Annotated in this window: 22 protein-coding genes and 1 tRNA gene; 6 read left to right on the top strand and 17 right to left on the bottom strand. The window is 57.6% G+C overall.

All coding sequences use genetic code 11. The features are described from left to right. Window positions 1-30 precede the first annotated feature (30 nt). Window positions 31-2,001, bottom strand: a complete 1,971-nt coding sequence (locus GH722_12775; protein MRG72635.1) for a tetratricopeptide repeat protein — start codon at window positions 1,999-2,001, stop codon at window positions 31-33. A gap of 5 nt (window positions 2,002-2,006) precedes the next feature. On the opposite strand from GH722_12775, the gene GH722_12770 reads away from it, so the two are divergent. Continuing rightward, entirely contained in the window at window positions 2,007-3,179 is a 1,173-nt protein-coding gene (locus GH722_12770) for a glycosyltransferase (protein MRG72634.1), read from the top strand. A 60-nt stretch (window positions 3,180-3,239) separates the two neighbouring features. Here the strand turns inward: GH722_12770 and GH722_12765 are convergent, their stop codons facing one another. The 13 genes from GH722_12765 to GH722_12705 all read right to left on the bottom strand — a co-directional run bounded on the left by GH722_12765 (window position 3,240) and on the right by GH722_12705 (window position 17,165). After that, window positions 3,240-4,499, bottom strand: a complete 1,260-nt coding sequence (locus GH722_12765) for an ABC transporter permease subunit (GenBank protein MRG72633.1) — start codon at window positions 4,497-4,499, stop codon at window positions 3,240-3,242. Further along, entirely contained in the window at window positions 4,496-5,419 is a 924-nt protein-coding gene (locus GH722_12760) for an ABC transporter permease subunit (protein ID MRG72632.1), read from the bottom strand. Before GH722_12760 ends, GH722_12765 begins: the two co-directional genes overlap by 4 nt. A gap of 19 nt (window positions 5,420-5,438) precedes the next feature. Next, window positions 5,439-6,524 carry an ATP-binding cassette domain-containing protein gene (locus tag GH722_12755; GenBank protein MRG72631.1) on the bottom strand — a complete coding sequence of 362 codons (1,086 nt, stop codon included), beginning with the start codon at window positions 6,522-6,524 and terminating at the stop codon, window positions 5,439-5,441. 229 nt (window positions 6,525-6,753) lie between these two features. After that, entirely contained in the window at window positions 6,754-7,920 is a 1,167-nt protein-coding gene (locus GH722_12750) for an extracellular solute-binding protein (GenBank protein MRG72630.1), read from the bottom strand. 287 nt (window positions 7,921-8,207) lie between these two features. Further along, window positions 8,208-8,948: a hypothetical protein gene (locus GH722_12745; GenBank protein ID MRG72629.1), complete on the bottom strand. Its 741-nt coding sequence runs from the start codon at window positions 8,946-8,948 to the stop codon at window positions 8,208-8,210. Window positions 8,949-8,955: 7 nt separating this feature from the next. Then, window positions 8,956-9,279 (bottom strand): hypothetical protein, encoded by a 324-nt coding sequence (locus tag GH722_12740; protein ID MRG72628.1) that lies wholly within the window; start codon window positions 9,277-9,279, stop codon window positions 8,956-8,958. Beyond that, window positions 9,276-10,406 (bottom strand): aminotransferase class V-fold PLP-dependent enzyme, encoded by a 1,131-nt coding sequence (locus GH722_12735; protein ID MRG72627.1) that lies wholly within the window; start codon window positions 10,404-10,406, stop codon window positions 9,276-9,278. The genes GH722_12740 and GH722_12735 overlap by 4 nt, the downstream gene beginning before the upstream one ends. Beyond that, complete coding sequence (locus tag GH722_12730; protein ID MRG72626.1) at window positions 10,396-11,499, bottom strand: aminotransferase class V-fold PLP-dependent enzyme; 1,104 nt, start codon at window positions 11,497-11,499, stop codon at window positions 10,396-10,398. The genes GH722_12735 and GH722_12730 overlap by 11 nt, the downstream gene beginning before the upstream one ends. Window positions 11,500-11,560: 61 nt before the next feature. Further along, complete coding sequence (locus GH722_12725; GenBank protein ID MRG72625.1) at window positions 11,561-12,658, bottom strand: alpha-ketoacid dehydrogenase subunit beta; 1,098 nt, start codon at window positions 12,656-12,658, stop codon at window positions 11,561-11,563. Further along, window positions 12,645-13,574, bottom strand: coding sequence for a thiamine pyrophosphate-dependent dehydrogenase E1 component subunit alpha (locus tag GH722_12720; GenBank protein ID MRG72624.1), 930 nt, complete (start codon window positions 13,572-13,574; stop codon window positions 12,645-12,647). The genes GH722_12725 and GH722_12720 overlap by 14 nt, the downstream gene beginning before the upstream one ends. 35 nt (window positions 13,575-13,609) lie before the next feature. Further along, window positions 13,610-14,611, bottom strand: a complete 1,002-nt coding sequence (locus GH722_12715; GenBank protein MRG72623.1) for an NAD-dependent epimerase/dehydratase family protein — start codon at window positions 14,609-14,611, stop codon at window positions 13,610-13,612. A gap of 14 nt (window positions 14,612-14,625) precedes the next feature. Beyond that, on the bottom strand, window positions 14,626-16,167 hold the full coding sequence (locus tag GH722_12710; GenBank protein MRG72622.1) for an adenylyltransferase/cytidyltransferase family protein: 1,542 nt from the start codon (window positions 16,165-16,167) through the stop codon (window positions 14,626-14,628). Further along, window positions 16,167-17,165 carry an NAD-dependent epimerase/dehydratase family protein gene (locus GH722_12705; protein ID MRG72621.1) on the bottom strand — a complete coding sequence of 333 codons (999 nt, stop codon included), beginning with the start codon at window positions 17,163-17,165 and terminating at the stop codon, window positions 16,167-16,169. The genes GH722_12710 and GH722_12705 overlap by 1 nt, the downstream gene beginning before the upstream one ends. Between GH722_12705 and GH722_12700 the strand changes: the two genes are divergently transcribed. After that, window positions 17,091-18,281 (top strand): hypothetical protein, encoded by a 1,191-nt coding sequence (locus GH722_12700; GenBank protein ID MRG72620.1) that lies wholly within the window; start codon window positions 17,091-17,093, stop codon window positions 18,279-18,281. The genes GH722_12705 and GH722_12700 overlap by 75 nt on opposite strands. A gap of 16 nt (window positions 18,282-18,297) precedes the next feature. Here the strand turns inward: GH722_12700 and GH722_12695 are convergent. Continuing rightward, a tRNA-Leu gene (locus tag GH722_12695) sits at window positions 18,298-18,384 on the bottom strand. 146 nt (window positions 18,385-18,530) lie between these two features. On the opposite strand from GH722_12695, the gene GH722_12690 reads away from it, so the two are divergent. From GH722_12690 to GH722_12675, 4 genes are read left to right on the top strand one after another with little or no spacing between them, the layout of a single operon-like run. Beyond that, window positions 18,531-19,328 carry an ion transporter gene (locus tag GH722_12690; GenBank protein ID MRG72619.1) on the top strand — a complete coding sequence of 266 codons (798 nt, stop codon included), beginning with the start codon at window positions 18,531-18,533 and terminating at the stop codon, window positions 19,326-19,328. A gap of 60 nt (window positions 19,329-19,388) precedes the next feature. After that, a complete protein-coding gene (locus tag GH722_12685; protein MRG72618.1) occupies window positions 19,389-19,970 on the top strand; it encodes a DedA family protein in 582 nt (193 codons plus the stop codon). Next, window positions 19,970-20,461, top strand: coding sequence for a disulfide bond formation protein B (locus tag GH722_12680; protein ID MRG72617.1), 492 nt, complete (start codon window positions 19,970-19,972; stop codon window positions 20,459-20,461). The genes GH722_12685 and GH722_12680 overlap by 1 nt, the downstream gene beginning before the upstream one ends. Beyond that, on the top strand, window positions 20,458-21,003 hold the full coding sequence (locus GH722_12675) for a demethoxyubiquinone hydroxylase family protein (protein MRG72616.1): 546 nt from the start codon (window positions 20,458-20,460) through the stop codon (window positions 21,001-21,003). The genes GH722_12680 and GH722_12675 overlap by 4 nt, the downstream gene beginning before the upstream one ends. A gap of 30 nt (window positions 21,004-21,033) precedes the next feature. Here the strand turns inward: GH722_12675 and GH722_12670 are convergent, their stop codons facing one another. Then, window positions 21,034-21,594: an HNH endonuclease gene (locus GH722_12670; protein ID MRG72615.1), complete on the bottom strand. Its 561-nt coding sequence runs from the start codon at window positions 21,592-21,594 to the stop codon at window positions 21,034-21,036. Between the two features lie 103 nt (window positions 21,595-21,697). Next, entirely contained in the window at window positions 21,698-22,348 is a 651-nt protein-coding gene (locus tag GH722_12665) for a prolyl oligopeptidase family serine peptidase (GenBank protein MRG72614.1), read from the bottom strand. Window positions 22,349-22,404: the final 56 nt, after the last annotated feature.

The following is a 22,404-nucleotide window of genomic DNA, read 5'->3' as shown; positions in this document are numbered from 1 at the left end:
AAGAAGGAAATTATTAGTATCTGCCGGCTGTTATAAATTCAGTAACGCGCTTTCAATGGCCTGATTCTGTCCGGGTTTGGACTGACTCAGAGATGGTCGGGTGTCTTTTGCAACGGCGGCAGCCAGACTTATCTGATCATTCAGGCTTTCCGAAACACCCCTGTCATCTCTCCTCCCTCCCAACAACCCCGCCCCCATCCTGAACGGCCGTCCCGGTTCCGCGTAGGTTACCACCGGCACGCCCATATGCAGGGCCTCGCAGGTGGTTGTGCCGCCGTTGTAGGGGAAGGTGTCGAGGGCGAGGTCGATCTGGTTGTAGAGGTTGAAATGCTCGTACTGGGTTTTGGTATGGCCGAGCAGGTCGAGGCGTGACGGATCGATGCCACCGGCGGTGAATTTTGCTTCCAGCCGGGCGCGCATTTCCGGGTCGGCCAGTTGCGGAGCTTTCAGCATCAGTCTCGTATCCGGCGCCCGGTTGAGGATTTCGATCCAGGCATTGAGGCACTGGTCCGTGACCTTGCTGAGATTATTGAAGCAGCCATAGGTGAAGGGCCGTCCGTCGGCCCGTTTGTCCTGCTTTACCGGCGGGGTGTTGCCGGGTGGCAGGTAGGTCAGGCAGCCGCCGGGGATGCGCAGCAGCTTTTCAGTGTAATAACGCTCCATGCCCGGCGGGTCGGTGGCGTCATCCGTAATCCGGTAATCGATACGGGACAGGCCGGTGGTCGCGGCATAGCCGATATAGGCCATCTGAACCGGGGCCAGACGTCGGGCCATGGCTGAGAGGCGGTTACCCGCCGTATGGCCCGACAGTTCGATCAGGATATCGATACGGTCGTCGCGCACCTGTTTCGCCAGCGCGTCATCATCGAGATCATGGACGAACCGCCACTGATCCGCCCGGCGGCGGATGCGCTTGGTGGTGTCGTCGCTGGATCGCTGATTGGCGTAGCAGGTCACATGCACCTGACTGCGATCATGGTGAGCCAGTACCGGCAGAATGAAATGGGCGACCGGATGCGCCCGGAAATCGCCGGAGATATAGCCGATCCGGACAATCCGTCCTTCCCGCGGTTCATAATCCCCGAAGGTCTGTTCCGGCCCCGCTGCGGCTTCCATCGCCTGCCCCCAGTCGCGATGCGCCTCATAGAGTGCCTGCGGCGTGACATCGGCGTCGAAGGTCAGGCTGAACAGCCAGTTTGACCATGCCGGGTCATCAGGCGGCAGACCGGGCAGCAGGTCGCGGTAGATCGCCGCCGCTTCACCATGCAGCCCCTGATAGCGGAGCGCCATGGCGAGGTTCATGGCCGAGCTGCGGTTGCCCGGGCTGATCTCCAGCGCCCGGCGGTGGCGACGCTCTGCCGAAATCGCCCGGCCCTGCCGCAATTCCACCGCGCCCAGCCCGTCCAGCGCATCCACATTGTCCGGATCACGTTCCAGCGCCGCCACCAGCCACGGCTCTGCCGCCCCGAATTCCTCCAGACTGATGAGCAGGGTGCCGAGATCCGCCAGCGCCTGTATCGGCGGCGGCTCCGCTGTTGCAGCAAGCTGGTAATGACGCAGCGCGCCGCCCATATCACCCGCCAGACGCAGCGCGTTCCCCAGATTGTGGTTGGCTTCCCCCGAATGCGGCCGCAAGGCCACCGCACGGCGCAGCGGCACCACCGCTTCCCGCGGCCGTTTCAGGGCAATCAGTGTCCGGCCCTGATTAACGAAATACCCGGCGGTCTGGTTATCGAGATCACCGGCACGACGGAATTGCGTCAGCGCCGTTTCCAGATCGTCACGGCGTCTTGCGATGACGCCCAGAATATTTGCCGCACCTGCCCGCTGCCGGTCGTCCCCCTCCAGCGCGAGACAGATCGCCTCTGCCTCTGCCAGCCGCCCGTTATTCAGTGCGGTCTCGGCGGCGCGGAGCCGGATCAGGTTTTCATCGGTCTCGCCGGTTGTGTCAGTACTGCTCATCCGCCTATTCTCAATCGAAACAGGGACAAGCGCTAACATTCATCATGTCATTCAGGCAACTGGGATTCGTCTGGCCGATGTCGAGCCGGACCGGCTGGGGGGTTTTCGGGGCCAATCTGGCGCTGGAACTGACCGCGCGCGGCATTCTTCCCGTCCCGTTCATCGAGCCGCTGGATCTGGACCTCCCTCCCGAAAAGATGGCCACACTGGCGCCCGCCCTGAAATTGCAGAAGCAGGCGACGGCCATGATTCCGCCGGAGACAGACCGTGTACTGACCTGCCCCTATCCGCTGCTGCATGCCCTTGGCAACGGACTGACCACCACGAAAGTCAGCCGCAAGCTGTCCGGACAGCCGGATATCGGCATGGTGTTCATAGAGGATGGCCGGATTGACGATATCGTCCGCAAACGGGCAGAACGTTACCGGCTGATTCTGGCGGGCAGCCAGTGGAATGCCGATCTTCTGCGGGCCGGTGGCATTGACCATGTACAGGCCTGCCCGCAGGGGGTGGATACTGCCCTGTTCAGTCCGGACGGCCCGGCGCGGGATTTCGACGGACGGTTCACCGTCTTCTCCGGCGGCAAGCTGGAATATCGCAAGGGTCAGGATATCGTTATCGCCGCCTTCCGCCGCCTGCTGGAGCATCAGCCGGATGCCCTGCTCGCCGCTGCCTGGCACAATTACTGGCCGGACCCTGCACCCTGGCCGTCCGCACATGTCACCGGCCAGCCCCGGCAGGGTGATGACCGGCGTCTGCAACTGGTAGAATGGGTTGCGGCCAATGGCATTCCCGCGCGCAATTTCCTCGACCTTGGCGCACCGACCAATGCTGAAATGGCGACGATCTTCCGGGGGGCAACCGTCGGCCTGTTCACCAACCGGGCGGAAGGCGGCACCAACCTGGTCGCGATGGAGGCCATGGCCAGTGGTCTGCCGGCCATCCTGTCGGCCAATACCGGGCATCTGGACCTGATCTCTGCCGGGAACTGTTACCCCCTGACCGAACAGGGATCAGCCGCGGCGACCGCTGATTTTGTCGCCGTCGATGACTGGGGGGAAAGCGATCCGGAAGCAGCCGCTGTCCTGCTTCGGCAGGCTCACGACAATCCGTCCGAAGCCATCCGAATCGGCCTTGCCGGCAGCCGCAGCCTGCAACAGTGGTGCTGGCATGACCGCATCGGGCATATGCTGGAACTGATTCAGGAAATCACCTGAAACTCTGCTCGTCCTTCCTCATTCAGCATGAGGCGAGGCATCCCGTCGCATCATCCCGGATTACTGGTCGCCGCTCTGTTTCTTCAGGTTGTTCGGGTCGAACACGTTACCAAAGGGGGACGCAGGCTTTGCCGGAGCCGCCGGTTCCGGTTTTGAGGTGCCGGACTGGGTACCCAGATTGTTCGGATCGAAGACATTGCCAAACGGCGATGCAGCTTTCGGCTGAGCCGGTGCAGCAGGCGCTTCATTCTGCTGCTGTTTCATCCGTTCTTCCCGCAACTGACGCTGTTCCTCGGCGAACTTTTCCTGAATTCGCAGTTTCTCCTGCATGATTTCCGCCTTGCAGGCTTCCGCGTTATAGCCGGAGGCCACGACAGTCGTCGCAACACCCGCAACAACCACCAGCAGGATCATGATACCCGCCATCTGAGGCAGCGCGCCAAACCCGGCTTTCTGAACCGGCTTGCCGGTGTCCAGCCCATCAACCAGACGCTGCGCTGCGATCCGGGCTTCACGACGGCGGAGAATTTCGTAAATAATCGCCCCGGCCAGTGTGAGACCGATAATGATCACGGCCAGTGCGCTGATTGACGGATCAATGCCATAGCGCACCTTGCTGGCCAGTACCATGGTCAGGGTCGAGGTCGCCTGCGAGGTGAAAACGGTGGTGTTGTAGTTCTCGAACGAGGCGAGAAAAGCCAGCACCGCGGCAGACCCCATCGCCGGCTTGAGGAACGGCAGCAATACCTTGGTAAAGGCCTGAACATTGGTTGCCCCGAGGTCGAGGGCTGCTTCTTCCTGAACCGGATCGAAACGCTGCAGACGGGCGATGAAGACCAGCATGCAATAGGCCGAAATGAAGGTCGCCTGACCAAGCACGGTCAGGAAGATATCATTGAACAGGAACGAGCCGTCTTCCGCGCCAACCATATTGCCGAGACGACGCCAGAAAATCAGCGTCGAAATCCCCAGCACCACCCCCGGAACAAGGATCGGGCAGATCACCACGGTATAATAAAACGACCGGACCCGGTTGCCGATCTGGGTCAGCATGATCGCACCGGCCAGTCCGAGGGGCACTGCCACCAGCACAACGCAGATACCGATCAGGAAACTGTTCTGCAGCCCTTCAACCAGCCGGGCATCATTCGCCAGCTTTACGAACCATTCACCGGTCAGACATTCCCACGGCGTCACGCGGGGATAGCTGGAACTGTTGAAGGCACTGATGCTCATGATGATCAGCGGACCAAACAGATAGCCAAAGAACATCAGTGCATAAATGCCGAAGAAGAACTTCATTACCCCGCGAGACGTCATCGGGCGATCTCCCCGAGGCGAACCTTGAAGAGGCGCATCAGCAGCATCACGATGACGATACAGGCAACCAGCAGCACAAAGGCATAGGCCGAACCCCGTGGCCAGTGAATCGCCTTGTTGAACAGCTCATAGACCCGCTGGGTAAACCAGAGGCTGGACGGCCCGCCGAGAATTTGCGGTGCAGCCAGCGCCCCGGCTGTCAGCATGAAGACCATCGTACAGCCCGAGGTGATCCCCGGCTTGGCATAGGGAATGATAACCCGCCAGTGAATCCGCCACCAGGGCGAGCCAAGATCACGGGCCGCTTCAAGCTGATTGGTATCGAGGCTCTCGATCGCATTATAGATCGGGAAGATCATCAGCAGGATATAGGCGTAGCTGAGACCGGCATAGAGCGCGATATCGGCACGGATGAAATCAATCGGCTGGTCCCACAATCCGAGATCCATGCCGGTTTCATTAATGATGCCGGAAGCCCCGAAAATGATCCGGAAGGCAAAGGCGCGGAGAATTTCGTTCACCCAGTAAGGCACGATCAGCGACAGCACCAGCAGCCGGGACAACCCGCCCTGCGCGACCTTCGCCATATAGAAGGCGATGGGATAGCAGATCGCGAGATCGAACGCGGTCACAAACAGGGCGGCAACAATGGTGCGCCAGAAAACCCCGAGATCCTGAAAGTTGAAGCTGTCGGTATTCGCGGACGAGCCATAAAGCAGATAGTGATAGTTTTCGAGCGTAAGCACATCCTTGGCCGTGCCATATTCATGCGGTGCCAGGTTCAGCCGGAAAGAATAATCCAGCATGAACATCTGCGGCAGGATGATCATGACAATGCACCAGAAGGCGACAGCCCCCATCAGGATACTGCCGAGAACCAGTCCGTTCTTGGTGAAGAACCAGCGGAAGTAATTGACCAGAAGCATCTCCCGGCCCCGCCTATTCCGCCGCCAGCGGGCCGTGCGGCAGCACGACCGCCAGATTGGCATCGAAGCCGACTTCTTCCTCAATGCCTGAAATGTCCGTTGACGAGCGGCCATCATTGATCAGCGACATGCGGAGCGGTTTGTCCGTCACCGTGCGGAACATGATATGGCGCATATTGCCTTCAAATTCCTCGGTCAGGACAGTCGCCCTGAAACGGTTATCACCACCGCCAAGCTGCATTGCTTCCGGCCGGATAAAAATAAAAGCCTTTTCGCCGGGAGACAGGACCGCATTGCCAGAGGTACGCCCCCGGAAGGTTCCAAGCCCGGTCTCGATACGGGCATAACCGTCGGCTACTTCAATCACCTTGCCCGGCAGCGCATTGTTTTCACCGACGAAGGAGGCAACGAAAGCGGTTTCCGGATGATCGTAGATATCCTTGCTGTCACCAATCTGCTGGATCACCCCGTCAGACATGACCGCAACACGGTCTGACATGGTCAGCGCCTCGCCCTGATCGTGGGTGATGTAGATGAAGGTGATACCAACCCGCTGCTGAATAGCCCGCAGTTCAGAGCGCATATGCTGACGCAGCTTGAGATCCAGTGCAGACAGCGGTTCATCAAGCAGCAGCACCTTTGGTTCGACGGCGAGCGCGCGGGCAATGGCCACACGCTGCTTCTGGCCGCCGGATAATTCGGAAACTTTCTTGTCACCCTGACCGGACAGCGCGATCAGTTCGAGCAGTTCATCGGCACGCTTGCGACGTTCAACCTTGCTGACTCCCCGGACTTCCAGCGAGAAGGCAATGTTCTCTGCCACGGACATCAGCGGAAACAGGGCCAGATTCTGGAAAATCAGTGCGGTCGGGCGCTTGTTTGGCCCGATTCCGGCCATGTCCTGACCTTCAATCGACACCAGCCCTTTTGTCGGTTCCTGAAACCCGGAAATCGTGCGCAGCAAGGTGGTCTTGCCGCAGCCGGACGGTCCGAGAAAACTGAAGAACTCTCCCCCCCTGATGGTGAGGCTGGCCTCACGGACAGCAACAAAGTCACCAAAGGTAACCCATACATTATCGAGTTTTACATCTGCACTCATCAGTCGAACCCTGCGCCTTCCCCTTGAAGCACCGCATTCCCGCAGCACCCGCCTGTCTCAATCTTCCGACTATTCCCCCCCGGAACCGTTACTCCGTCTGCACAAAGACAGTGCTTTCAGGAGTATTCAGGAAGTTGACTGGCTACAATTTGCCACCTGTGCCCGGTGGCGGCCTGTATCCCCTGCACCGACGGCGGCGCAGGGGATCAGGACGTCAGATCACCTGAAATCAGGCGGTCTTGAATTTGTTCACATATTCGGTGCGAACATCTGCATACCACTGACCTTCAGCAGGCCAGGGATTGAGGTTACCCAGTGCGCTGCCCGGATACGCTTCGGCGAAGTTCTTCTTGTAGGCCTGACCGGCAAAGCCGTCAGCGCCCAGAACCACCGAGTTATAACCGTGATCATCGATTGCCTTACCGGCAGGTTCCGGCTTGTAGCAGTAATCGATGAAGGCATAGATCTGGTCGATATTCTTGGCACCGGTCGGCACGGACATGCCGTCAACCCAGGCCATCGAACCTTCCTTCGGTGCCTGATAGGTGATCGGCTCACCGCCCGTCTTCATAGCAAGCGGCGGACCATCCCATGTCTGGCCGACGATCACGCCTTCATTCAGAAGACCGTTCTTCTGGGTGTCGGCATCATCCCACAGCAACTTGATGTTAGACTTGTTCTCAATGCAGAACTTGGTGATCTGGTCCCAGACCGGACGCATTTTCTCTTCGCTCTGATAGGCATCAACCAGAACCGAACCCGGTTTCAGCTTGCCAATCCGCTCAAGGTACAGGCCAGCACCCAGCATACCGGAATGCGCACGCATCATGGTCTTGCCGGCATTAGCCTTGTCCCAGACATCGCCATAGCTCGGCTCACCGTCAGCCGGGGCCCATTTGTCGGTACGCCAGCCAATGCCTTCCGTACCCCAGATATGCGGCAGCCAATGCGACCCCTTGCCGCCGAAGTTCCATTCGTTGTCACCAATGGCAATCATCGGCGGGTTTACGTTGGCAAGATTGGCCAGCTTTTTGGTATCGAACGGCTGCAACAAACCAAGGTTTGACCACTGACCCGAACGGTTGTTGGTCGGGCTGCAGATATCAAAACCCGAACCCTGTGTTGCTTTCATCTTGTTGATGATTTCTTCGTTCGAGCCGATGCCCGTGAAGTTAAGCTTGATACCCGTATCGTTCGTGAATGATTTCACGAAACCTTCAGGCAGGTAATCCGACCACATCAGGATGTTGATTTCGCCGGAGGATGAAAAGGCGTCGCGAACGATCGCCGGGGATGCGACGGCAATGGCGCCGGTCGCAACGGTTGTCTTCATCAGCATGCGCCGCGTAAAAGCCTTCGCTGCGCGCTGTGTCTTGATGGAGGAATCGTTGGTCATAGTTTAGTCTCCCTGTGAACCGGACGGAAGCCGCAGCGAAAAGCCGCAAGCCAGAACAGCCTAACTTGTTACCCCGCACCTTGTGAAGTTTTCATGACGTCCGTTAAATTCCGGCTCCGTTTCACGAAACTTCGCTCCCGATCAGAACGTTCTGCCGATGGCCTGTCTCTCACAAGCGCCAACCCCGGAAAACAAATTGGGCCAGTTGCGCCAGCCGACTGGGCCAGAAGGCGTCCATCCGGCGCAATCCCGGCTATTCACGATCAAAACAGAACCACCGCCTCTGATCAGAGACGACGCAGTTTGCTCTCGTCCTTACGCTCGATGACATAGACCTGCAGCGTCCGGTCGAGGGTATTCTTGAGTTCATGTTCGAGCGACCTGACCATCCCCGGTTTCCCGGCCGGATCGACCCCAAAGCTGAAATCGATAACCACCCGGACCTCGAATCCGTCGATATCCTTCTCCAGCGCAGACAGCTGAACAATGTCCTCCGGCTGCCCTGCTTTCGTAAGGTGCTGAACAATCACCCGTTTCACGGAACTGATCCGCTCTTCATGCGTCAGTTCCAGCCAGGATGAAGCCGGCGCTTTATGATGCTCGTTCCGGCCTTCGTCATAGCGACTGACAAACTGTTCACCGGCAATCATCTGCGTCATCAGGGATTGCAGGAAATCAAACGGGTAGCCGGCATTTGACGGCAACAGAACACCCGTTGCATTCGGTATGGCACCAGCCGTGCGGGCATATCCCAGCAGGCGCGACACCCCGTGTTCGACCACGTCCCGTACCGGCGTACCAATTGACGACCGGCAGAACAGTTCCAACATGGCCGCAACCGGGGAACCTTCCGGTGCCTGATATCCGGCACCGGCGACGGTCTGGTCTGCACCGACCCGGAAGCCGACGGAGATACCGTCAATTTCAGAAAACAGCAGATTTTCATCTGCGGGCAGGCCAAGATGGCGCCGGGATTTGGCATACACATCCAGCCAGTCGAGAATTTCGGGTGAGACGTCCGGGGTCATCGGAATATCACTCTCCAATCCGGACCGTGACAACAAACTGTCCCGGATCCGTCGTGATACTCGTCGTGCCGATCACCCCCAGCGCCTTCAGCAATTCGTCGTGGCGTGCAGATGGAATCGTCGTCTGGCTGACCTGCATGGATATCTGTTCCAGACCGAAACTCTCGGCGGCCTCTGCCATGTTGAGAACGCCTTTGACCGGGTCAGGGTCGGGCACCCACATTTCGAGAAAGTCATCTCCGACGCCATGACGGCGCAGATTGTTGACCAGTCCGTCCTCGAACTCCTGCACCAGCGCATCGTAATCAAGAATGTCGGTTGAATTGCTCATGCTGCCCGCCGGGAAAGATAGTTGTTCACCGCATCCGCCACCCGGTGGATATCGCTGTCCGTCAGATACTGGTGCACCGGCAGGGTCAGTATGCGTTCCGCCTGACTTTCCGTGACCGGAAAGTCACCGGGACCAAAACCAAGAGACTTCGCCGCAGGCTGAAGATGGATCGGAATTGGATAATGTATCGCCGTACCAATCCCCAGCGCCTTCAGATGTGCCTGAAGACCATCACGGTCATCAACCTGAATGACGAAGGTGTGGAAGGTGTTGTGCTCAACTGGCCGGCAGGGAGGAACGTAAACCAGTGCGGGGTCGAGCAGTTGACGATAGAGCGCCGCATTCTGCCGTCGCGCATCTGATACGGCATTCAGTTTATCCAGCCGGGCTAGCAGAATGGCCGCCTGGAGACTGTCCATCCGGGCAACCGTTGCAAACTCCACCACCGTGTTACGGTCGGACATGCCGTGATTGCGAAGCTGGCGGACCCGCGTGGCAACATCGCTGTCATCAGTGGTGACAAACCCGCCATCACCACAGGCGTTCAGGTTCTTCAGCGGATGGGTCGAGAAACAACCGACATCCCCAAGGCCACCCGACAGGCGGCCATCGTAACGTGATCCGATCGCCTGGGCCGCATCCTCGACAATCATCAGTCCATGCTGTTTTGCCAGGGCCTGAATCGGAGCCATATCGGCCACACGCCCGGTCAGGTGCACCGGCATGATCGCCTTCGTCCGTGAGGTTATCGACGCCTCGATCAATGCCGGATCAATATTCTGATCATGCTGTACATCAACAAACACCGGGGTCGCCCCAATGGCAACAATGGCACTGGTGGAGGCAACAAAGCTGTTCGGCGGGGTAATGACCTCGTCACCCGGTCCGATGCCCAGCGCGCGCATACCCAGTTCAAGCGCATCTGTACCGGATCCCAGAACGACGGCTTCCCGGACCTCACAGAATTCTGCCAGCCGGGCTTCCAGTTCCTCGATCAGTCCGCCACCAACAAAGAACCCGCTATCGATCACACGGTCCAGTGCCGTATGCAGCATGTCCCGCTCATCACGCGCCTGCCGGGCCAGATCGACATAGGCAATCGGCGCATCACGCCCCTCAGCGCTCATCATAAAAATCCCGAACCGTTGCCGTCACATGGTCAAGTTCCTCACGCGACAGATGCTGATCAACCGGGAATGTAATGATTTCCTGCGTGTGACGGTCCGTTACCGGGAAATCGCCAGGCAGATAGCCCAGATGTTTCAGACCATCCTGCTGGTACAGCGGCACGGGGTAGTGAATCTTGCACTCGATCCCCGCCGCCTGACAATACTCATACAGCGCATCGCGTTCTTCGGCGAAAACGATATACAGATGGTAGACCCGGCGACGGTCATCCGGTCGTTCCGGAATACGGATACCGGCTATATCGGCAAAGGCCTCGTCATAGACAGCAGCATTGGCGATCCGCTTCGCCGTGATGTCATCCGCCTGTCCGATCAGCCAGTTGCCGACAACAGCCTGCAAGGTATCCAGACGGGAATTGTAGCCGAGGATTTCGATCTCGTCGCGATTGCGCATGCCATGGTTGCGCAACAGACGCAGACTGGCGTTCATCTCGTCATTATCGGTAACGATAACGCCGCCATCCCCCCAGACATTCAGGTTCTTCAGCGGATGTAGCGAGAAACCACCCGCCGCCCCCCAGGTACCGGAGCGCTTGCCACCGATATCCGCCAGCAATGCCTGACAGGCATCCTCAACGATGGGGAGGTTATGCCGGGCGGCGATTTCCATCAGCTTTGGCATATCCGTCATGTAACCGGTGAAATGCACCGGCATGATCGCCTTTGTCCGCGGTGTAATCGCCGCTTCCAGCTGATCGACATCCATGCAGAACGTGTCGTCGCAATCGACGAAAACTGTTCTCGCACCAATCTCGTTGATGGCCCCGACTGTCGCGATGAAGGTATTGGCGGTGGTGATCACCTCGTCGCCATGCCCGACCCCCAGCGATTTCAGCGGCAGTTTCAGGGCATCGGTGCCAGACCCCACGCCAATGGCATGGCGGGTTCCGATCAGTTCCGCAAATTGCTGTTCAAATTCTTCAAGCGGTCCGCCCAGCGTGAAATCGCCGGTTGGCACAAAGGCTTTCAACTGGTCCCAGAGGTCGTCGATATCGCCGAATTGCTGTGGCAGATAGGAATACCGGACCTTCATATGACGTTTAGGCGATGGCGCATGTTTCAGCATCACATTCACTTTCTTCCTCCGTCCTCTTCTAGAACGGTCCCTTGAAGTCCGGGTTCGGGACATCGATGGGACGTTGCGCACGGGCTTCTGCCAGCGCAGCCACGACCGGACCCAACCGGTCCGCAGCCCCCATAATATTGGCCGTCGCAGCAACAATGTCACCTGAATAAGGATAGAAATCCGGCACAAGCGAACGGCTGGAAGGTGTCGGATGGTCCGGCAGGCCCAGTCGCACCGGTGCGGCCTTCATGTCAGTGAAGGCCTGTTCCACGACAGAGGCAACAATCTCAGCCCCCGCACCAAAGCTTTTCCAGCCCACATCAGCCATGATCAGCCGCCCTGTCCGGCGGACAGACTCAACAACCGGCGCAAGGTCGAGGGGCTGCAGAACCCGCATGTCGAACAGGTCAGCGGAAACCCCTGCCGCCTTCATCGCATCAACGGCAGCACGGGCTTCATAGGTCATGTAGGAGGTTGCGACGATGGTCACATCGTTCCCTTTCCGGACATGCGATGGCCCGGACAGCGGGATCTCATAAAGTTCCTCCGGCACGTCGCCGGTCGTATAATGGGTCCATCGATGTTCCAGCATGACGACCGGATTATCATCGCGGACAGCCGCAACCAGCATTCCCTTTGCATCGCGTGGTGTCGACGGCAGGACGACCTTGAGGCCGGGAAAATGCGCAAAGACCGATTCCAGGCTTTGCGAATGTTCCGGCCCCTGCCCCCAGCCCCGTCCGATGATCATGCGAATGACCAGCGGCACGGTATGTTTGCCAGCCGTGACGTAATGGGCTTTCGCCGCATTGTTGAAAATCTGTTCCAGTGCCAGCAGGGCGAAATCAACCCGCTGATGCACCATCACCGGCCGCCGCCCCATCAGGGCCGCGCCAATGGCAATCCCTGTCAGCCCGTTCTCGGCGACCGGCATTTCAATCACACGGTCCGGGCCATAGGTTTCAACCAGCCCGGATGTCGTGCCAAAAATGCCCTTCGGGTCGGCAGCACCTTCCCCCATCAGGAAAACCCGCTCGTCCGCGGCCATGCACTGATCCATTGCCTCGCGCAGGGCTTCGGCACCTGTAATCAGTCGCTGATCGTCATCTGTATCAGGCGAAGACATGATCACCTGCTGTCTCTGCATCCGGGAAAGGCGCGTTCAGGGCAAACTCAAAAGCACGGTCGATCTCGGCTGCTATTTCCGCCGCAAGCCGGGTTTCTGCCTCAGCCTGAAGAAGTCCGGCTTCCGCCAGTCTGCTGCGTTGCATTTCAACCGGGTCTCGCGATTTCCAGCGTTCAAATTCCTCGACGCTGCGATAGCCCAGATCATTGTCGTAATAGGGACCACAATGTTCCCGCCAGCGATAGGTATCAGCCAGGATGAAGGTCGCTCCCTCCCCGGCACGGGCAGCTGCCGCCGCTTTCGCTGTCGCGTTGTAGACTGCTTCACAGTCATTGCCGTCAACCTGCATACAGGCCAGGCCATGTGCTGCTGCCAGATCGGTCAGAGGACGGTCGGGCTGGCGCTGGTCGAGCGGGGTATAGACGGAAAACAGATTATTCTCGCAAACGAAAATCACCGGCAGTTTGCGGATGGCAGCAAAATTCGCACTCTCATGAAAGACACCTTCCTCAACCGAGGCATCACCCAGGAAAACGACGGCAACAGCATCGCTGCCCGCCTGCTTCATGCCCAGCGCCGCGCCCACACCTACCGGTATGGAACTGGCGACAATCGGTGCGCTCATCAGAACACCGGCGTCACTGTCGAACAGATGCATTGAGCCACCACGACCACCGCAACAGCCCGGTGCCTTGCCATGAAATTCACAGAGCATGGCATTCAGATCACCACCCTTGGACAGATAATGCGCATGGCCACGATGAGTGGTGACAATCTGGTCATCCCGTCGCAGGGCAAGACAAACACCGGCCGAAACAGCTTCCTGTCCGATGGACAGATGCACCGGGCAGCGCATTTCATTGTCGAGATGATACCGGTCAGCCACCGCCTCTTCGATCAGCCGCACCCGCAACATGTCACGATGCAGCGCCAGTCGGACGGCAGGATCAATCACTTCAGCTTCACCTGTTGCATGGTCTTGATGTTGTAATAGCGCGGATCATCCATGCTGCCCGGCAAACGACCGTCGCTGAAAGCCTGCACCAGACCGCGCACCGCATCTTCAATGGTATATTTCGGGCGGAACCCCAGTTCCCGGCCAATCAGTTCCGATGACACATGATAGGACCTGAGGTCATCTGTCGGCTCGACCACAATCTCGACACCACCACCGACCGTATCGCGCACCGTCTCGGCCAGACGGGTAACCGAATGGTTTTCATAGCCGGCATTGAATATCTTGCCGTCGATCTGCGCGTCGGGAAGTTGCAGGGTCAGCAGATACAGATCGGTCATGTCCTCGATATGCAGGTTCGGGCGTTTCTGCGGCCCGCCAAACACCTTGATCCGGCCATTGTTGACCGCATGGTTGGTCAGGATATTGACGATTACATCCAGCCGCTGACGTGGCGCATAACCGCAAACTGTTGCGGGACGGATTGTCAGGGTAACAAAACCCGGTTCGCGCTCGCGCTCCAGCACATCTTCGCACATCGCCTTGAATTTGGAGTAATCAGTCAGCGGCTCCAGCGACAGGTTTTCGGTGACGTTATCCTCATCCTTGATGCCATAGACGCTTGACGAGGACGCATAGATGAAGCGAGTCACCCCGGCTTCCTTTGCCGCACGGACAAGCGGCTGAAAGGCATCGAAATTGATCGACTTGCCGAGATCCGGATCCAGCTCAAAGGACGGGTCATTCGAGATACAGGCAAGATGAATGACCACATCACAGCCGGTCAGCGCATCTTTGACGGCCTTGATATCACGCAGGTCGCCCTGCACTTCGCGCAGGTTCGGGTTCCCCCGGCTTTCCGCCAGTGCATCCTGGCCGAACAGATACAGGTCCAGCACCGTGACCTTATGCCCGACCTCCAGTAATTTCGGAACCAGACGGCTGCCAACATACCCGGCGCCACCTGTAACCATCACATTCCACTGGCGTTGTTCCATTATTCTGCCTTCCGTCACTTCAACAATGTTCGGATGAACTTTAGCAGCGAAACCTTTTCAATCGATTGACGATGGCCGACGATTCCAACCTTCATCGCCCCCGCCGCATTTCCGACAAACCCGGCCGTTTCCATCCGGGCACCTGCCGCCACCATAGGCGCTGTCACCGCAAAAAAGGCATCCCCGGCACCGACAGTATCAACAACCGTCTTGGTAAAGGCCGGAACCTTTGCCGCTTTCCCGCCGCGTTTCCAGGCAATGCAGCCATGCTTGCCATGTGTCACGACAAAATTCGGGCAATCGATCCGTGCCGGCAGCAACTCTGTCACCACGCTTTCCGTATCCGCATATTTGTCGGCAACAGCCAGTCGCGCTTCCGGCGCATCAATACAGATGTAATCAGCCCGGTCATACTTGGTGATCAGGTTATAGCCGTGATTGGCGCTGTTGGACTGGCAATTGACGGCCAGAAACTTCGCCGAGCGGGACAGTGCGTCAATGACGCGGGACGTGATAAGTCCGTGCCCGAAGTCCGTAACGATAACAAGGTCGAAGTCTCCCGCCCGACGCTCGATTTCATCAACAAGGCGGCGTTCCTGCTCCCCCTCCATAGGGGTATCGTCCATATGATAGACTTCGAACAGCTTGCGCATATAGCTGTCGTCGATATAGCGCGCCTTGCGGGTTGTCGGCTTTCCCGGTCGGGTGATGGCATGCAGCCAGACATTCGGCTTCAATGACTTGCGGGTCAGATCCTCATACCCGTCATCGCCGACAGCCGTCAGTATCTCAACCGATTCACAAAATTCAGCAATATGGTTTGCCGCCGCTGCGACACCACCGGCAAACACCTCGCTATCCCGGTAACGGGTCGCAATCATGTTCTCCTTCGGCGACTTCCCCATCGGAAAAACGTAATTGTATTCATCAATGATGCTGTCACCGACAATCAGGACACGATATCCGGCGATCTCTGCCGTCAGCCGGTCGATCTCTTCCTCGACCGCGTCATTCTGCTTGCGGTCGAGATATTCACGCAGCACCGGGTCAAAGACATCCAGATAGCGGTTGATCAGGGTCGAGGACGAAAAAGTGATGTCATCTGTAAACTCGATTCGCCCGCCATGGGATTCAACCGCATCCCGCTCATCCCGGATTTTGCCGGTGATATCATCATCGGGATTCGCATAGTCCGACCCCTTGATATAGACGTCCGGCTTAACGCACTGGATGACGTTTACGGCCGTTGCTTCCGGGTTCACCGCAACACATTCCACGCAACCCAGTGCCGCCAGCATCTCGGCGCGAAGCTGTTCTGTGAAGACCGGGCGCCCCGGCCCCTTGTTGACGCCCGCATCGCAGGTAACCGTGACAAACAGTACGTCGCCATGTCTTGCCGCAGCCTGCAAATGCCGGACATGTCCCATATGCAGAAGGTCAAAGGTACCATGCGCCAGCGCGATGGTCCGGCCCTCTGCGCGAACCCGTTCGGCGGCTGCGGCCATACCTTCAAGTGTCTGGATTTTCGTCAGGGCCTTACCATCATCATCGCTCATCAGAGGGCCTTGTCCTTGCCGAGATATTTGAACCAGTCCGACGTTGCCGAGGCAATACTGGACGGATCCCATACCGGAGCGTCCCGCCAGTCATCGAGATGGTCAAGCATCCGTGCAACCCCGGTCTCGAAACTGATGGTTGGCTGCCAGCCAAGTTCGGCCTGAATGCGGGTAATATCGGCAAAGGTACAATCCGGCTCTCCCGGTCGCTTGGGGATGTAAGTCACTTCCCCACCAAGCAGTTCGACCAGCCGGTTTACGCTGTAAGTGCCGCCGGAACCGACATTGAAGGCACGACCCGTTACATCGCTGTCCGCTGCCGTTACCAGTGCATCCACAACATCCGTCACGTAAGTGAAGTCTCGGGTCTGCTCACCGTCACCGACAACCGTGAACGGCTTGCCGGCAAGCTTCTGGCCCAGAAACACCCCAAAGACGGCCCCATAGGTGCCGGAAGTCCGGGCGCGTGGCCCGAAGACGTTGAAGAAACGCAAAGCAATACTGGACATGCCATAGGTCTGTTCCCAGTGCATCACATACTGCTCACCGATATATTTGGTCAGCGCGTAGGGATACATGGGCCGGATGGCTGCGGTTTCCGGTGTCGGATAGATATCCGGCACGCCATAACATGAACTGGATGCAGCATAGACAAACCGGGCAACCCCCGCCGCACGGGCACATTCCAGCACCGCCGCTGTGCCATCGACATTCGCCCTGTGATAGACCAGTGGCTGCTGAATGGAAGGAACGATATCCGCCATCGCACCGAGGTGAAACACGCGCTCAACATTCCCGAACAAAGGATCACCCGCCACCAGGTCAGGCAGATCAACCTGCACAAAGCGAAAGTCATCACGGTCCTGCAAATGGGAGATATTGGCCAGCCGCCCGACGGCCAGATTATCCAGAGCCACAACCTGATGACCGTCCCGCAACAACCGTTCGACCAGGTGGCTGCCAATAAAACCGGCGCCACCCGTAACCAGACATTTCATTTTCAGCTCCGACTCGGAAGGGTAATGGATCAAATCCGCCTGAAATCTGTTAACCTAATCAGGACAGCAAAGCAAAAATTAACAGTTTATTTACCACACTCTAATCACCTCTGTAGTCTGAACAACAAGGTTTTTCAGAGTCTTCAGCATCTACTGCATTCATTCAAAATTAACGTTAACCTTTTAACAAGGAATCTTGGTTTACCTTTCGTGAAGACTTGTAGTAGGCAGGTTACAGGAGAGAGTAAAATGCCGTCGTTCTGGAGTACCGCAACAGTAGGACTGATCGCTGTCACCACAGCAGCCGGTGTCGTGGCGTCACGCCTGCCCGAACAGCCTGTGTTACTCGCAAAACCGCAGGCAACCGTCTACCTGCCGATCGTCAAAAAACCGCAACAGCAAATCCCGAACGCGAATATCGACGTTCAGGCCGAAACGGCAGCCCATTCTGAAGCCTGGGTCAGCGAGGCACTGAAACAGGCAAGGGTTGTCGGCGATGTGGCCGCCCCTCCCCCGACCCCGCAGGTTGCACAGGCTGCAACCGTAAAGCCTTCGATTGCCGAACCGCGGATCAAGCCTGTCCCCCCGGTTGCCGTGACGGAAGCTGAAGTTACAGCATCCCTGACTGTCGGCACCGGGAAGCCCGCCGCTGCACCAAAGCAGGTCACAGCAGAAAAAATTCGCAAACCTGCGCCGTCAGGACATGTCAGTCAGAAACTTGCAGCCCTGCGGCTACAGGCGAAGAACCCGTCTTCCGCAAAAGCCGCCTACGACCTGTCCGCGCGGTTACGCACCGCCGGGGCCCGTGCGGTTGAATGGACGGAAATGCTCGAATGGGCCGCAGACCGCGGTCATACGCCTTCAATGTACAAGCTTGGCTCTCTGTTCAGGGATGGAGACGGCGTCAGGAAAGACACCCGTTTCTCACGCTTCTGGTTCGAGATGGCCGCCGCAGAGGGTCACATCCCTTCACTGCATAACCTCGGCGTCATGCTGGTCGAGGGCAAAGGTGGTCCGAAAGAACTGGACCGCGGATATCGCCTGATTTCGCTGGCTGCCGAAAAAGGCTTCACTGACTCCATGAAGCTGATCGCGGAACTTCCGGCCGGGCAGTAATCGGCAGGAAGAAGTTTGGTGCCCCCGGTCCGACTCGAACGGACACGTCCTTGCGGACATCAGATTTTGAGTCTGACGCGTCTACCAGTTCCACCACGGGGGCTGCGACGCGCGGATATTAGCTTTCAAAGGCAATCGGTCAACCCAACACTGCAATGTAACCAAATTGATACGCCAAGTGTCGGTTGAGTGCGCCCCTGCTTCCCGGCTATAAGCGAAGAATGAATAACAGGGGGTGGTGTCTCAAACATGCGATCTAATTTTTGCCAGCGTATGGTCCGGCACCCGATCTTTGATCAGGCCGCAGTGATTGTTATTGTCATCAATGCAGTGCTGATTGGCGTCGAGTTATCGCACGGAAGTCCGGAGATAACTTTCATACAGCAATCAATCATTCTGTTTTTTGTTGTAGAACTGATCATCCGTTTTCTCGGCCGGGAATCCTACAAAGAGTATTTTACCGACGGCTGGAACTACTTTGATATCTTCATCGTTACGGTCTCCCTGATTCCCGAAGCAGCCGTCTCCGGCGCTGATGTATCCGTTCTCCGCGCCCTGCGTGTCCTTCGCGTATTCCGGGCATTGCGGGCGATCGAGGAGTTGCGTCTGATCACCACGGTCCTGCTGAAATCAATCAAGTCTCTGGTTTATTCCGGCGCGCTGTTCTTCATCTTCATGTATGTCTATGCCGTGGTTGGCGTCAGCATGTTTCGTAATCCGAGCTATGCGGTATCACCCAATGCGGAACTCAATCCGACACAGCCAGATCCCTATGGCGATCTTGGCGAGGCCATGTTCAGTCTGTTCCGTATCCTCACCGGCGAAGACTGGACCGACCTGCGCTACAACCTGTTGCAGGTTCATTCCGACCTCTCGGGCTGGGTTACCTTCTACCATGTTTCATGGATGGTTGTTTCCGGCTTTCTGCTGATCAACCTTGTGGTGGGTGCGGTCATCAACAACTACGACAAGGCGATTGAAGAAGCCCACAAACAGGACGAGGACCGCAAGGCAGAAATGGCCCGGCGGGAAGAAGAAGACGACTGACGACTGACCCCTGGCCACATCCGGCTGCTGCCTCCGACACTGCTCCACAGGATCTACTGAATGCTGAAACGGCTATATGACTGGACCATGCGGCTTGCTGGCCACAAACGGTCAGATGCGGCGCTGGGCTTTATCTCCTTTATTGAAAGCTCGCTCTTTCCCATTCCGCCAGATGTCCTGCTGATCCCGATGGTTCTGGCACAACGGGAACGGGCCTGGAGAATCGCTGCAATCTGCACAATAACATCAGTAGCCGGTGGCTTGCTGGGGTATTTCATCGGCTTCACCCTGTGGGCACAGATCGGGCAGCCCGTCGTTGAATTCTACGGCTATATGGACAAATTCTCGGTTTTTCAGGGCCGTTATGAAGAATGGGGTGCCTGGATCGTTGCCTTCTTCGGGCTGACTCCGTTCCCCTACAAGGTCATTACCATCGCCAGCGGTGTTGTCAGTCTCGATATCTGGACCTTCATTCTGGCCTCCGCGATTTCCCGCGGGGCACGGTTTTTCCTGGTTGCCGCCCTGCTGTGGAAATTTGGCGATCCGATCCGCGAATTCATTGAAAAACGCCTTGGTCTGATCACCGTGATCTTCTTTATCGGCTTGATCGGCGGATTTGTCGTGCTCAAATACGCTCTATGATGCAGTCCCATCGAATGCCCCTGATCATATTGGCTACCTGCAGCGCTGTTGCTCTGGGAACTGCCTATGGCTCCCAGTATCTGGGCGGGCTGAATCCCTGTGTACTCTGCCTGTATCAGCGTGTTCCACACTGGATCGTACTGGCGGTAGGGTGCCTTGCCGCACTGCCCCTCACCCCGGCCCATCTGCGCCGCCCTGCACTGATGATCTGCGGGCTGGCCTTGCTTACGGGTGCTGCCATCGCAGGCTTCCATCATGGCGTCGAACAGCAGTGGTGGGAAGGCACCAGCGACTGCAGCGCAACCCTGAACACTGGTTCCTTTGAAGATTTCCGCGCACAAATTCTGAACAATCCGATCGTCCGGTGCGACGAAGTTCCCTGGTCGATGTTTGGTTTGTCGATGGCGAGCTATAATTTCATTGCTTCGCTGCTTCTGGCTGTCCTTGCTTTCTGCTGTGCCGCGAAGCGACTTCCCGGAGGTTTACGATGACAAGCAGCCGCCCCCTGCCCGGTGATATTTCCCGGGATGAGAAAATCAAGCGGATGATAAGGGTCGACCAGGCCGGAGAGTATGGTGCGAAACGCATTTATGCCGGCCAGATTGCAGTGCTTGGCAACACGGCAGATGGTCCCCTGATCCAGCATATGGCCGATCAGGAACAGAAGCATCTCGACTATTTCAACAAAACCGTTGGTGACCGGGGCGTACGTCCTTCACTGCTTCAGCCGCTCTGGCATGTCGGTGGCTTTGCCCTTGGTGCTGCCACCGCCCTGATGGGGCGTGAGGCGGCGATGGCCTGCACCGTTGCTGTGGAAGAAGTCATCGACGAACATTACGCCGCCCAGGCAGCAGAACTGGATGACAGCGAGGCAGACCTGCGGTCACATATCGAGGAATTCCGTGCGGAAGAACTGGAGCATCGCGACACCGGCCTCGCCAATGACGCCGAAAATGCACCGGGATATGAAGTACTGACGGCCGGAGTGAAGAAAGTCTCAAAACTCGCGATCTGGCTGGCGGAACGCGTCTGACCTTTTCAGACCCATCCGGAAGCCTGAGGCTCAGGGCTCCAGTTCGCTGTCCCAGTACAGATAATCACGCCAGTGTTCATGCAGATGGTTCGGCGGAAAGGCCCGTCCCTGCTGTTGCAGATGCCAGGCCGAAGGCTGTTCCGGAGGATTTATCGGCTGCATACCGCAGCGATCAGGCATCCGGTTCCCTTTCCGCAAGTTGCAGGGCGAACAGGAGGTCACAACATTTTCCCAGGTCGTTCGTCCCCCCCGGGAACGCGGAACGACATGATCAAATGTCAGTTCCGGCGCAATAAAAGAGCCGCCGCAATACTGACAGGCAAAACCGTCACGCAGAAAGACATTGAACCGGGTAAATGCCGGCCGCCGCGACATCGGAACGAATTCCTTGAGGCTGATGACGCTGGGCAACTGCATTTCAAAGGAGGGGGAACTGACGGCATGGTCATATTCCTCAACCACATTGACACGGTCGAGGAAAACCGCCTTCACCGTCTCCTGCCATGACCACAGGGACAGCGGAAAGTAACTGAGCGGACGAAAATCCGCGTTAAGAACGAGAGCAGGCCAATTATGAGTTGCTGCGATCACCTTTTTCTACGCTGTCTTATGCGTCCCCGATTGTTCCCGAAACGCTCACTTGTCTAAATACTATATGTTGCGGTATTACGACAGCCAACTACAAAATCAGCAGTCATCCAAGCCGCTCAAGCAGGAAATTTCCGGCAGCCCTGATGCCTGCCTCATCAATACCGTGCCCCAGGCCCGGGCGGGCCAGTGTCTGCACATCAACACGGACAGCGCGCAGGGCTTCTGCCGCTGCAAGCATCCGGTCAAAAACCACAACATCATCGGCTTCCCCATGTACCAGCAAGGCCGGTGGACGGGCCGTAACTTCTTTCCCGAGCATATCGGAACCGGCAAGTCCGCCGGAAAATCCGACCACACCGGCCAGTTCATGCGGCAAACGATAAGCTACCTGCAATGACATGATTGTGCCCTGACTAAACCCCACCAGCGCCAGCCTGTCAGGCGTCACGTCAAAGCGTTTCAGTACCGATGCCAGATAACCCTCGACCACCGGTGAGGCCGCAGCCACCAGATCCGCCACCACCTCCGGCGTACGATCCAGCAGGCTGAACCATTGCCGGCCATAGGGTGCCATATCACAGGGGTCGGGAGCGTCCGGCGACAGAAAAGCCGTTCGTGGCAGCAGCCGCGCAAAATCCGGGGCCAGCCCGATCAGGTCTGCACCATCCGCACCAAGGCCGTGCAGCAACACCACCACGCTATCGGCTTTCGTGCCGTCAGCCGGCAGGCGCTCCGGCCCTGTTAATGAAGTCATTTTTTCAGCCATCTGTTCTACATATGTGTGTTTAGCATCAGCGATGCGATATATTT

It is taken from the genome of Alphaproteobacteria bacterium HT1-32 (genome assembly GCA_009649675.1).
GTDB lineage: Bacteria > Pseudomonadota > Alphaproteobacteria > Rhodospirillales > HT1-32 > HT1-32.
This window is presented reverse-complemented; position numbering and strand designations above follow the sequence as displayed.